Here is a 12,758-nt window from a genome sequence, read left to right as displayed (position 1 = left end):
AAGGGGATGTAGTTTTGAATAGTACTTTATCAAAATTTCAACGAAATACAATTAATGTAATAATGAAAAGTTTTGCTTTCGGCGTTGTATTAGGTAATATAATTATGATATGTTTAAAATTATTTAATGTATATGATAATTTTGAACTATTTAAATTAGAAATTTATATTGCGGTTTCCATTATAGAATTACTTATACTTTTTATTTTACATAAAAAAATAAAATCCAATAAAAATTTTATTGATGATAACTATAATAATATTGGATTTATGTTTGTTATAATTGCATATATTAATTGTATAACTTTTAATTATACAATTCCAAGTAATGAATTTTGTTTAGCTATACCATACTTTATGACATTTACTTGTTTGTTTTTAAACAAAAAAATAATAACTGTAAGTGCTATTTTTGCATTTATATCAGAAGTAATATTATTAATTCTAAAACCTTCTCTAATTCCTTTAGGTGAAAATTTAATAATAGATATGACACTTAAAGTCACAGTTATACTATTAAATATTTCAGGGATTTATTTATTATCTGTTACAGCTGCTAATTTGCTAGAAAAATCTAGTAACTCAGAAGATAAATTAATAAAAAATAATGATAAAATGACAAATTTATTTAATCAAATTAAAAATATAAGTAATACATTAGTAATTTCTAGTAAAGATTTGACCACTGCTTCTGAAACATCTGCTAATGCTTTACAGGAGATATCCGCTAGCTGTTACAATATTAATCAAAGCTCAGATAGTGTAATGGAGGATACAAAAAAGAATAAAGAAATATTACAAGATTTACTTTATAGCAGTAATCAAACTTCTGATAAAGTAGTTAAGACTGGTAATTTTTCCAAAGAATTAGTATCAATATTTAATAAAAATGAAGAATCTCTAAATGAAATTTTAAGTATTATTTATAGTATAAAAGAAGGAACAACTAAAACATTTGACTCTACTAAATTTCTAAAAAATAAATCTAATGAGATAGATCAAATTATAGCCGTTATTGCTAACGTCTCAGAGCAAACAAACCTACTATCATTAAATGCTTCAATTGAAGCAGCAAGAGCTGGAGAAGCCGGTAAAGGATTTGCTGTAGTTGCTAATGAAATAAGAACTTTATCTGATAATACTAATAAATCTTTGCAAAATATCGCAAAAATAATAAATGATTTTAAATCTAGTATATTGGATGTGGAAAATCTTATGCTAAATAATAATACAAATATCACAGGTGGAGTTAGAATATTAACGGATATAGTAAAAGAATTAAAAACTAATATTAATAACTTAAATAATGTTAACACAGATGTTAATGAAATAACTATATTTATTAATAAATTACTAAAAGAAATAGATACTGTAGTTAATTTAAATGAAAAAATTTCAAATGGAACTGAATTAATAGTTGATGAATTCAAAACAGTAACAGTAGCTATTGAAAACAATACTGCTGTATCTGAAGAATTAAATACTAGTGCTGAAGAATTAAATGACATAGCAACAAATATGTCTAACCTTATTGATTAAAAAGTGTAAAATATCTATGTAAACTATGTAAAGAGTATATAATAATTCCAAAGGCATCTATATATTTAAATATCTTGAATATATAGATGTCTTTGCTTTATCTAAATAATGTTAATTATTAATAATATCTACTAATCGTGAATAAAGTATTCTATAAATATTTTATTTATTTTTAAAAATGACATTGAATAATTGATTTTATTAGTAATATATTCTAGTTCTTGTTCCTTGAATATAAATCCAATCTAAATATAAATCATTTGTTCTTCCATATACAAATTCTGACTTACCCCTAACTCCTGTATGAACATTACTTCTTAAATGACTTATCCACGCAGCAACACCTAAAGCAGATCCTACTATAACACCTACACTTTTTATAACTGCTTTTAAAACTGCGCTAGGAGTCAATTTAGCTATAAATGTACATGCTCCTGCTATACCTCCTCCAGCATAACCTAAGTCACTTGCAAGATTTGCAAAATTTATATTATATGATTCTATGTGCTTTTGCCCTTCTCTCGGATTACTTGGAAATGCAAATAACAGATTATTATTATTTTTTTTATTAGGTTCCACATAGTCTTTTCTGTTGGCTTGTCTTAAACCACTTGGTAACATAATTTTAGAATTGAATCTATTAGCATCACTCTGATATAAATCTATTAACTCTTTATCTGTAAACCCTAGATTCCTCAAAAATACTAACATTTCATCACTACTTGGATTCATACCTTCCCTATATCCTAATCTATCTAATTCTTGATGCAAACTTTGTTCAAAATCAACTGATACTCCTTGAGCTAATACTACTTGAGGTTTAATTAAACTAATAATACACGATAGCATTAATATAAATGCTATAACACTTTTTTTATTCATACTTGATCCCTCCATCTTAGTAACTTAACTTTCAATAAACAAAATATCAACACTTTATTCCACTAATTAGTAAACTTATTAAAAAAGTAAATTAAAAAACAAATTAAATTAATTATTGCCACTACACTTTCTAGTACACTAGATATTGTAATTATTGCATTTTTATTAAAATATAAATTTTCTCCTTGTTCTTTTTTTATAATAATTATATTAGATATTGACTTAAAGCTCATTACCATAATGTTTATAATCATTATATATATATGATTTATATTACTTTTTTCCAATTTGTATAATAAAACCAGTAATCCTAAAAATACCACTAACACAATATGAATAAAACTTAATACTTTAGATAATTTAGACTTATTCTTTAAAACATTTGAATTGGCATTACCCATAAATCCCCCTCCTAAAATAATATTTAAAGCCCTGCTCATAATTTAAAAGCTTTATTAGTAAAATGGTGTTATTAAGACAATATTACTCTTATATCTTAAGGCAGAATAGCTATGTAGTACCATAATAAGACACTTCACTTCATTATTTTACCTAATTATATCATTATTACCACATCATTTCAATAGAATAAACAAAATAATGAGATTATTATGAATATTGTTTATAAAGAATAAAACTTATAAAAAACACGAAGTTTAAAATTTAATATTAAGACTATTTTAAATACGTACTTTATAAGTTTCATTACATAGAAAAAAATAGCTTTTGACTTACAAAAGCTATTTTTTTCTATAATAATCTATATTCATCTTCTTTATAATAAAAATCTCCACTTAATATATTATCTATTGTTCTTGTTAATTTTTCTTTATCTTTTGGTAGGGTACCTTTTAAGGGAACATAATTGGAGGCATGGTTACTTCTAAATATACAGTTAGTTACATCCATATTTTCTAACATTAATTTTGTTTCTATCATAACTTCTTCTGGCTTTAATAAAGTGATTTCTCCTTTTTTCACCTGTTCAGCCATTTTGGTATCTTCATTTAAAAGAAGAGTTAATACTCCTAGGTAATCTGGATCTATTAAGCTTACTGCCTTCCCCGTTTCTATGGCATGTTCTTTCCACTTTTCCTTTCCACCAAGGCTTGATATTACAGTTACAGATAGCTTTATCCCACTAATTTTTACCTTTTTAGAAGCTTCTATAAAATCTTTTAAATAAACTCCTTTATTTATGTCTTTTAAAATTTCATCACTACCACTTTCCAGTCCCATATAGATTATTCCTAATCCCAACTCTTTAAGTTCTTTTAATTCTTCTATGGATTTTCTTAGTATATCTTTAGCTGTACCATATATACCAACTCTGTCACATTGTGGATGAGTTTCCTTTATTTTTAATAATATTTTTTTTAAACTTTCCGTTTTTAAACAAAGCGCATCTCCATCTGCTAAAAATATTCTATTTATTTTTCCATAATATAATCTACCCTGCTCTAAGTCTTCAAATATCTCTTTTAGTTCTCTTACTCTAAACTTCTTACCTTTATACATAGAACAAAAACTACATTTATTATGAGAACATCCAATAGTGGTTTGTATAATTAGACTGTTGGCTTCACTGGGTGGTCTATATACAACTCCTTCATACCTCATAGAATCATATTCCTCCATTAAAGTTACTTTTCTACTTCTCTATACTCTACATCTATAATTTCTCCATTAAATACTTTTTCTTCATTTTTAACTTCTTCTATATCTATTTTATTATTATTATATTTTACGTTATTCCTGATCTTACTAAACTTTTTCATTAAAAAATTCATTCCAAAAACAGCTGCTATCAGTAATAATATGAAAGGTAACACGGTAGTAAACAATACAAAAGCTAAAATTATCATTCCTATTGGAACTATCATTCTTATTAGTGTATTTATATTTCTATTTATAAAATCCATTATATCACCTTCTTTATGTATAATAACCTTTATTAGATTATATCATATAGCCATATAGGTAATGATAATTAATGATTAACAATTTATTAATTTTTTATTATATATATATGTTGTATTATATTTATGCAATAGCACTTTTAGAAAGGACTGATATATTTTGAAAAGAATTCTATTAAAATCAATACTAGTATTAGTAACAATTATTTTGTTATTACTTGTTATAAAATATGTAACATATATCAATACTACTTTTAGTATTAATATTTAGTAGCATTTATTAAACAATTTGTAAGATTGGGTGGTGTAAAAATGGAAACTTATCCTAAGTATTATATTGAGATTATAATATATCTAATAAGGATATTATTTTTAATTAAAGGAATTAATTATCTTATTATAGAAGATTTCTACTTTGCCTTAATTTCTTTTTCCTCTATTGTTTTGACCTTTTTTTCCTTTATTTATTTTAAGCTTTTTAAAAAAACTTTAGATAATAAATTAAATTTATCTGTAGTTATATTTATCTTTATATCTCTTTATTTAGGAACCTTAAGTGGATTTTATAAATTTACTTGGTGGGATACAATGTTACATTTTGTTTCTGGAATAATCTTAGGATTCTTCTCTATAGATATTCTACAAAATTTAATCAAAGATAAAAATCTTCTTAAAAAATTGCCAAAAAAATTTATATTTTTATATATAATATCTTTTGTGGCTTTAGGATGTGTTTTATGGGAAATATATGAATTTGCAATAGATTCTTTACTTGGCTTAGATATGCAAGGTTCTAGCTTTACTGGAGTAACGGATACCATGATAGACTTAATAGCTGGTACTTTAGGTGGTATGTTAACAGCATTTACTAATTACCATAAAATATCTGAATCCATTAATTCAAACTAATGTTATAATAATATTTGAATCTTAATTTGGAGGTGTACTCATAATGAAAAAAGCTATTTTAAAACTTTTAAAATTAAATAGAGATACTTTTTTATCTGGTCAATGCATAAGTGATGAATTTCAAGTATCTAGAACTGCTATATGGAAATGTATGAACTCATTAAAAGAGGCGGGGTATGAAATAGAATCTATACCAAATAGAGGATATAAACTTATTTCTACACCAGATATATTAACATATGAAGAAATTGAACCCTATTTAAATACTATTAATATGGGGCGAAATATTATGTATTATAAAGAAGTTGATTCTACAAATAATAAAGCTAAAGAGTTAGCACTTAATTCTCCTGAAGGCACAGTGGTTATAAGCGAGTTACAAACTTCAGGAAGAGGAAGACTAGGAAGAGATTGGTATTCTCCTTTTGGAAAAGGAATATATATGTCAACAATATTAAAGCCTGATGTTGATCCTGTTAATGCCTCTAAAATAACTCAAATTGCCGCAGCAGCTCTTTGTAAAAGCTTTAATGAAATCGGAATTAAATCATATATAAAATGGCCTAATGACATAATAATTAATAATAAAAAAGTCTGTGGAATTTTAACAGAGATGGATGCTGAGCTGAATCAAATAAACTATATAGTATTGGGGATTGGCATAAATGTCAATATGGAAAAGGATAGTTTTCCTGAAGAAATAAGCACTATAGCTTCCTCTTTAAAAATAGAAAGCGGTATACATATAAATAGACAGGAGTTAGTTTCCACTATTTTAAATAATTTTGAAATACTTTATAATGAATATTTAAATAAAAAAAATATTTTATCTTCTATTAAAATTTGTAGAGAAAACTCTATACTTTTAGGAAAAGAAATTAAAATTATAAAAGGAAATGAAGTTTTACAAGGAACTGCTATGGATATAGATGATGAAGGTCTTTTAATAATTAAAGATAAAGATGATAATTTAAATAAAATAATATCTGGTGAGGTTTCCATTAGAGGACTTAACAGTTATATTTAAAGGGGGTAACCGCTTTGCTATCTTCTAATTCTAATAAAAATAAAAACGAAGATACTATTATATATAAAAAAGAAGACTTACAAATATCTAATGAAAATAATCAGATTTCTCCTAAAGATATAATTGATAGAGATGCAGAGGAAAATAATTTTTTTTCCAAGAACAAACTATATTTTACAGTTCCAATAGCCTCTGCTTTTATTGGATTTTTTATAATAGGATGCACTTACATTTACGAAAACAATTTAAATAAACGTATCCTTTCTTGGCAGTCCCAATCAGAAGCTTTGGCATTATCCGGTGATTTAGATAATGCTTTAAAAATAGTGGAAAAGCTTGTGGTTAAGCGACCTAACTATACTTCTTTACAAATGAACTTGGAATTTTTAGTGAAAGGTAGAGATTTTCAAAAACTTTTATCCAAAATAGAAAATCTTAAAAAGCAAGGTAAGCATAATGAAGCTTTAAAGGAATTATCTTCTCTAGAAAAAGAACTAGAAAATTCTACTGGTCCCTTTTGGTCTACTTTAAAGAAACAACAAATTAGTTTAAAAAATAGCATATTGATTGCTCAAATAAAAAATAATATGACCAATAAGAATACTATTGACCAGTTAATACCCTATTATATAAAAATATCTCAAATTGAATCTGAGGAGAGCCAAGCATTACTAGAAAAAGTAAAAGAAGAAATATCAAATATAGCCTATGTTAATGCTGATAACTATTTAAAAAGGAAACACTTTGATGAAGCCGTAAAAGAATTAGATAAAGCTTTACAATATGATAAGGATAATGAAAAATTATTATCCTTTAAAAATATAATTCAAAGGAAAAAGGAACAATTTGAGATAGATGAACAAAAAAGAATAGAACAAGCTATTAATTCAGCTAAAGAAGAAGAAACTAAAAATAAAACCGATTCAGTAAAATCCTTATCAATAAATGGTTCCTTTAATGAAAAAGGTGAGTTTATCGTTAAAGGTGAAATAGAAAATATAGGAACCAAACCTATTTACTCTGTAGAAGTTTTTTATTCAATATTAGATTCAAAGGGAACTGTGTTAAAGTCTAATTCAATATATGTATATCCAAATTATCTTAAACTTAAAGATAGAGGAACCTTTGAGTTTATTCATAATGATTTAAAGAATGCCTCTACTGTTAAAATTGATAAGTTTACGTGGCTATTAGAATAGGAGTGTCTAATTTATGAAGAAATACAATTTTAAATTCATACTATCATCTATTTTATCTATTGTTTTTATAAGTTTTGGTATAACCGGATCATATGTTATACACAGTACCATGAAACACTCTACTCTATCCACTAACTCTCAATTAGGCTCCATAGAAGATCTAAAATCCATTCAGAATAGAGATAAGGGATTAAGCAAAATCATAAATGAAAGCCAAAAGTTAGTAATGCTTGTATATGCGGATACAGAAAAAGGTCTTAGTCAAGGTTCTGGATTTTTATATAATGATAAAGGAGATGTTATCACTAATGCACATGTAGTAGGTGATGCTATAGATGTAAATGTTAGATTAATAGACTCTACCTTATATAAAGGAACAGTTATTGGTAAGTCCCCCTCTTTAGATATTGCATTAATTAGGGTACCTGCTTTAAATAAGAAATCACCTTTAAAAATTAATAAAAATTATAAACCTAAAATAGGTAATGAAATTATAGCCATAGGAAGTCCTTTTGGATTAGAAAACACTATTACTACAGGAATTATAAGTGCTATAGATAGAAATTTTACTATAGGACAATATGAATATAAAAACATGTATCAAATAACAGCTCCTATTGACAATGGAAGTAGTGGAGGGCCTTTATTGGACAAACATACTGGTGATATAATTGGAGTAAATTCTGCTAAAGCTGGCGATTCTAGTATAGGTTTTAGCATCCCAATAAATCAAGTTATAGAGTATGTTGAAACTTGGTCTCAAAATCCTGCTGTGGATGTTACCAAAGATACTAGTCCTAAAGCAAGCATAGATGACATAAAAGAAAAAAAATATACTTCTGAATATTTAATTAGATATTTTTATGATGGTATAAATGCCCAAAACTATTTAGAAGCATATACTCTTTTAGGTAGTGAATTACAATCTAAGCTAACTTATGAGAACTTCAAGAAAAATTATGCTGATATAAAAATTACAAATATCAAAAATATTTCATCTAAAATAAAGGAAGATGAAAGCATTTCTGTAACTACTACAATTCAAAATGCCTATGATAAAGTTACTCAAGAAGTAAAGATGAATTTTATCTTGGATTTTGAAAATAATACTTTAAAAATAATAAATTATAAAGAGATAAAATAAAAAAACTGCAATGCAGTTTTTTTATTTTACTATTCATTGTTCACTATCTTATAAAGTTTTATTTTAAATCTTGCTCCTTTATCGATGTCACTTATAAGCTTTATTTCCCCTTTATGCTTTTCCACTATAGCCTTAGTTATTGCTAACCCTAAGCCTGTTCCGCCTTGTTTAGAATTTCTAGAAGTGTCTACTCTTATGAATGGGTTAAAAATATCTTGTTTTAATTTTTTAGGAATTCCTATTCCATTATCTACTACTTCTATTCCCACACTATCTTCATACTCTTCTAAGGATACTTGGATTTTAGTACCTTTTTCATTGTATTTTATGCTATTTTCTAAAAGATTGGATATAGCCCTATATAAATTTTTCTCATTTCCCATTATAAACACTTCATTCTCTGGTAAATAAAAGCTATAAACCATATCTTTGTCCTCCATTTGTGGTATATGATTAGCTATTATTTCTCTAATCAATTCACATATATCCATCTTCTCAAAATCTATAGAAAAATCTATGCTTTCAAACTTAGATAGTTCAAATAAATCCGTTATAAGATCATTTACTCTTATACTATTATTTTCTATTATTTTTAGATATTTCTCTTTTTCCTTATTAGATATTTCTTTATTTTCTATTAGATAATTTGAATATCCTCTAATGCTTGCTAATGGATTTTTTAGATCATGAGAAATGTCTAGCATTAATCTTTTTCTATTATCCTCTGATTTTTCCTTTAATTTTCTTTCCTCTTCTATTTTTTCTACCATTAAATTAAAGGCATCTCTTAAATCTCCAAACTCATTTTGAGATTTTAAATATATTCTAGTAGAGTAATCGCCCTTTATGATTTTTTTTACTCCCTTCATAAGCTCTTTTAAAGGCATAGTTAAATTCTTAGATGTAAATTTTGCATACATTATCATAATAAGTGCAAATATTATAATATACCCTAGTATTGCAATTCTAAAAAAAGTTCTAGGCTTTATCTTTTGGTCTTTTATAGTTGTAATAAAATAATTATCGTTAGGTAGATAGACCACTAGAAAAAAGTCTTTATTTTCATTATAATCTATGTTTATTATGTAGTTTTTATTCTCAAATAAACCATCATTATTTTCTTTAACTAGTTTATAAAATTCTTTCTTTGTGTAAAAGTTCCTTTTATTTTTTTGTTCACCTTTCACCTTAACTACTTTAAAGTTGCTATCAACTACCTCAACCCATCCTTCCACCTTTAAAACTTCTGAGGCATCTATTTTTTTATAGTCATCTGCCATTATGTTTTCCGCTAATAATTTTGATTTTTCTTCACTAAGTAGATTATTTATTGGTAGGAACAAAGTAATCCACATAATTATTGTAATTATAAAAAATATAATTAATGTTATAAACATCATTATATTAGATATAATATAGTTTCTTAGGAGTAAATTTGATATTTTTTTCTTATTTTTCATTCTAGTTTTCATATTATTCTACCTTTTCTAATTTATATCCTATTCCTCTAATAGTTTTTAAATATATAGGCTCTTTTGGATTATCTTCTATTTTATCTCTTATATGACTTATATGTACCATTATTGTATTAGCATCGCCATAGTATTCATAGCCCCATACCTTTTCGTATATTTGTTTTTTTGTATGTACTCTGCCTTTATTCTCCATTAGAAACTCCATTATTTTATATTCCTTTGCATTTAATTCAATTGGATTTCCATTTTTGTAAAAAGTGCAGGAGTCTTTGTTTAATGATAACTCTCCATTTTCAATTTTATTAATATCTTTACTGCTATTTTGAGAATAGGTTCCAACCCTTCTAAAAAGAGCTTTTACTCTTGCTACTACTTCCATAGGACTAAACGGCTTTACTATATAATCATCTGCTCCTAACCCCAGCCCTAATATTTTATTTTCATCTTCTCCTCTAGCTGTTATAAATATTACTGGTATATTACTTTTTTCTCTAATTTTTTTTAAAACTTTAAATCCATCTAAACCTGGCATCATTATATCTAATATTGCTAAATCTATATCATTTTTATTAAAAACATCTAATGCTTCTATACCATTACATGCTTCATAAACATTATAATCTTCCTTTATTAGATGTAATCCTAAAAGTTCTCTTATATCCTGTTCATCTTCTGCTATTAATATATTCATATTAATAAACTCCCTTTCTAAAAATAATTAATTTAATTTTAATTATATCATAGCTTTTAATAGAAAAATAATTTTAGTATTATTTACATCTATATTCCTCCAATCCCAAAATATATAAACTCATAAAAATAGATAATATACCTCCTATTAATTTAGACACTATAAATGCTGAAGTCATACTAGGTTCCATTCCTGAGACAAAAGCAAGTTGTCCTCCAAGCATAAAGGGGGCACTTACAGCTAAAGATGAATTTATTATTTTTCCTCTATAGTCCATTTCTTTAAAAGATTTAAATACTAATATATTGTTAGCTAGGTTTCCCAACACACCTGTAGCTGAAGCTATATTTATTCCAATTTTATTGCCTATTCTTTGTAAAGTTTTATAAAAAAATTTGTTTACAACTAAGAGCATTGGATATGCCCCTCCTAATATGAAAGCTATTTTTCCTACCACTTCTATTGCTTCAGAAAAAGGTATCATATTTTTAAATATTTTCATATTGAAAATCATATAGCTTCCTTGAGCTAATAAACCTATACTACTTAAAATCAAAATAAGCTTTCCAATAATATTAAAAATATTAATGAGTTTATCAGGAATTTTTATAAGACCTATAGATAGTAAAAAAGAAAATAAAATGATAGGTATCATATTGTACAACATGTATCCTTTGTCTACATCACATAATAATCCTCCTGCAATGCATCCAAAGGGTGTTGCCATTATTCCTATTATTAATCCTTTAAAGAAAAATTTAAAATCATCTTTATCTATTATTCCCAAAGCTAATGGAATTGAAAAGCTAAAAGTAGCTCCTATATTAGATGCTAATACAATTCCTGAAAATACTCCCATACTGTTATCTAATGCCAAAGTCTTTGATAGATTATATCCCCACCATGCTTAATGCTAAAGTTCCCATAGATTTTATTCCCTCTTGAAATTTTTCACCTAGTTTAAATTTATTTCCCAGTAAATAATCTATACCTCCTATTATAAAAAATATTCCGATTAAATATATTACTAGTTTGTTCAATACTACTTTTCCTCCATTTAATTATACATATTTTAAATAGATTTTTAACATTTGATAAATAGCTTTTATATTTCCACTAAATAACATAGAAAACTCTACGGCAAAAAGATATCCACATTCATGGCATAAACCCTCTACTTCAACACATCTTCCACAAATATATCGTTTATTGTTTTCAGAAACTACACATTGGTAACAAGGTCTTTTCCATTTATTTTTAAGGTATGTATCAAGTCCACATTCTAAATTAAAAATTGGCATGTCCTTTTTCATCATATCCTTTATTACTTTTACAGTTTCTTCTTTTTCTTTATAACTTAAAGAAAGAAGTTCTGTTCCTTTATAGGGAGTATGAAAATTAAAAGAAATAGAATTTATATTGGGATGATCCTTTGCCAATTTTGCCACCTTGGGAACAGTTTTATAATTAAGCTTATTTATTGCCATGTATATACATATATTTGAATTACTAGCTTTTTTAGCATTATCCAATATAGTATCAAATGTATCTCCCCTTATTAAATTATGTGCTTCTTTATCTCCATCAATGCTTAAGAATATGACATCTGCTTCTTCTATATTCAAATCTATTGTACCATTTGTAACAATATTTACTATATAAAATCCTATATTTCTTGCTGCTTTAATTAAATCCCTTATATTCTTACCATTATCCTCCCAAAGCAGAGTTTCCCCTCCACAAAAAAATAATATTCTTATGCCGTCATTATAAAAAGCTTTCATTTCTTTTACTATACTTTCATAAGGGTGCATAATTTTATTTATATTATTTACAGCACAATGTTTACAACTCAAATTACAATAATCTGTCAAAATTATTGTACCTAATATAGGCTTTTTCTCTTTAAACATAATTGTTTTCATACCAAATAGAGCTAATTTTAAAAAATCTCTTTTTTTCATATGATCCTCC

The 12,758-nt window shown here is 25.8% G+C and carries 12 protein-coding genes and 1 pseudogene; 5 read left to right on the top strand and 8 right to left on the bottom strand.

Features of this window, described 5'->3' with window-relative positions; genetic code table 11:
• Window positions 1-14: 14 nt before the first annotated feature.
• Entirely contained in the window at window positions 15-1,538 is a 1,524-nt protein-coding gene (locus B5D21_RS02385) for a methyl-accepting chemotaxis protein (RefSeq protein ID WP_052040385.1), read from the top strand.
• A 201-nt stretch (window positions 1,539-1,739) separates the two neighbouring features.
• Here the strand turns inward: B5D21_RS02385 and B5D21_RS02380 are convergent, their stop codons facing one another.
• The 4 genes from B5D21_RS02380 to B5D21_RS02365 form a co-directional block, all read right to left on the bottom strand.
• Entirely contained in the window at window positions 1,740-2,420 is a 681-nt protein-coding gene (locus tag B5D21_RS02380) for a hypothetical protein (RefSeq protein WP_035110220.1), read from the bottom strand.
• A gap of 62 nt (window positions 2,421-2,482) precedes the next feature.
• On the bottom strand, window positions 2,483-2,821 hold the full coding sequence (locus B5D21_RS02375; RefSeq protein WP_035110222.1) for a hypothetical protein: 339 nt from the start codon (window positions 2,819-2,821) through the stop codon (window positions 2,483-2,485).
• Window positions 2,822-3,170: 349 nt separating this feature from the next.
• On the bottom strand, window positions 3,171-4,040 hold the full coding sequence (locus tag B5D21_RS02370) for a radical SAM protein (protein WP_035125382.1): 870 nt from the start codon (window positions 4,038-4,040) through the stop codon (window positions 3,171-3,173).
• Between the two features lie 23 nt (window positions 4,041-4,063).
• Window positions 4,064-4,342, bottom strand: a complete 279-nt coding sequence (locus B5D21_RS02365; RefSeq protein WP_035125384.1) for a hypothetical protein — start codon at window positions 4,340-4,342, stop codon at window positions 4,064-4,066.
• A 309-nt stretch (window positions 4,343-4,651) separates the two neighbouring features.
• Between B5D21_RS02365 and B5D21_RS14520 the strand changes: the two genes are divergently transcribed.
• The 4 genes from B5D21_RS14520 to B5D21_RS02345 are packed head-to-tail and all read left to right on the top strand — an operon-like array spanning window position 4,652 to window position 8,618.
• Window positions 4,652-5,248 (top strand): DUF2238 domain-containing protein, encoded by a 597-nt coding sequence (locus B5D21_RS14520; RefSeq protein ID WP_052042388.1) that lies wholly within the window; start codon window positions 4,652-4,654, stop codon window positions 5,246-5,248.
• Window positions 5,249-5,291: 43 nt separating this feature from the next.
• Window positions 5,292-6,275 carry a biotin--[acetyl-CoA-carboxylase] ligase gene (locus B5D21_RS02355; RefSeq protein WP_011099112.1) on the top strand — a complete coding sequence of 328 codons (984 nt, stop codon included), beginning with the start codon at window positions 5,292-5,294 and terminating at the stop codon, window positions 6,273-6,275.
• A 14-nt stretch (window positions 6,276-6,289) separates the two neighbouring features.
• The gene (locus B5D21_RS02350) at window positions 6,290-7,474 is read left to right on the top strand and encodes a tetratricopeptide repeat protein (RefSeq protein ID WP_011099111.1); all 1,185 of its coding nucleotides are present in this window, start codon (window positions 6,290-6,292) and stop codon (window positions 7,472-7,474) included.
• A 13-nt stretch (window positions 7,475-7,487) separates the two neighbouring features.
• Window positions 7,488-8,618 carry a S1C family serine protease gene (locus tag B5D21_RS02345; protein ID WP_011099110.1) on the top strand — a complete coding sequence of 377 codons (1,131 nt, stop codon included), beginning with the start codon at window positions 7,488-7,490 and terminating at the stop codon, window positions 8,616-8,618.
• A gap of 29 nt (window positions 8,619-8,647) precedes the next feature.
• Here the strand turns inward: B5D21_RS02345 and B5D21_RS02340 are convergent, their stop codons facing one another.
• The 4 genes and pseudogenes from B5D21_RS02340 to B5D21_RS02325 form a co-directional block, all read right to left on the bottom strand.
• Window positions 8,648-10,090 (bottom strand): HAMP domain-containing sensor histidine kinase, encoded by a 1,443-nt coding sequence (locus tag B5D21_RS02340; protein ID WP_011099109.1) that lies wholly within the window; start codon window positions 10,088-10,090, stop codon window positions 8,648-8,650.
• Window position 10,091: 1 nt separating this feature from the next.
• A complete protein-coding gene (locus B5D21_RS02335) occupies window positions 10,092-10,784 on the bottom strand; it encodes a response regulator transcription factor (protein ID WP_011099108.1) in 693 nt (230 codons plus the stop codon).
• A 79-nt stretch (window positions 10,785-10,863) separates the two neighbouring features.
• Window positions 10,864-11,824 (bottom strand): annotated as a pseudogene (eutH, locus tag B5D21_RS02330) (ethanolamine utilization protein EutH).
• 21 nt (window positions 11,825-11,845) lie between these two features.
• Window positions 11,846-12,748 carry a radical SAM protein gene (locus B5D21_RS02325; protein ID WP_011099106.1) on the bottom strand — a complete coding sequence of 301 codons (903 nt, stop codon included), beginning with the start codon at window positions 12,746-12,748 and terminating at the stop codon, window positions 11,846-11,848.
• Between the last annotated feature and the right edge of the window lie 10 nt (window positions 12,749-12,758).

This window comes from Clostridium tetani (genome assembly GCF_900167265.1).
GTDB lineage: Bacteria > Bacillota > Clostridia > Clostridiales > Clostridiaceae > Clostridium_G > Clostridium_G tetani.
This window is presented reverse-complemented; position numbering and strand designations above follow the sequence as displayed.

Coding starts and splice junctions, on each gene's coding strand:
- B5D21_RS02380 (WP_035110220.1), bottom strand. CDS start 2,420: ATGAATAAAAAAAGTGTTATAGCATTTATATTAATGCTATCGTGTATT.
- B5D21_RS02375 (WP_035110222.1), bottom strand. CDS start 2,821: ATGGGTAATGCCAATTCAAATGTTTTAAAGAATAAGTCTAAATTATCT.
- B5D21_RS02370 (WP_035125382.1), bottom strand. CDS start 4,040: ATGAGGTATGAAGGAGTTGTATATAGACCACCCAGTGAAGCCAACAGT.
- B5D21_RS02365 (WP_035125384.1), bottom strand. CDS start 4,342: ATGGATTTTATAAATAGAAATATAAATACACTAATAAGAATGATAGTT.
- B5D21_RS14520 (WP_052042388.1), top strand. CDS start 4,652: ATGGAAACTTATCCTAAGTATTATATTGAGATTATAATATATCTAATA.
- B5D21_RS02355 (WP_011099112.1), top strand. CDS start 5,292: ATGAAAAAAGCTATTTTAAAACTTTTAAAATTAAATAGAGATACTTTT.
- B5D21_RS02345 (WP_011099110.1), top strand. CDS start 7,488: ATGAAGAAATACAATTTTAAATTCATACTATCATCTATTTTATCTATT.
- B5D21_RS02340 (WP_011099109.1), bottom strand. CDS start 10,090: ATGAAAACTAGAATGAAAAATAAGAAAAAAATATCAAATTTACTCCTA.
- B5D21_RS02335 (WP_011099108.1), bottom strand. CDS start 10,784: ATGAATATATTAATAGCAGAAGATGAACAGGATATAAGAGAACTTTTA.
- B5D21_RS02325 (WP_011099106.1), bottom strand. CDS start 12,748: ATGAAAAAAAGAGATTTTTTAAAATTAGCTCTATTTGGTATGAAAACA.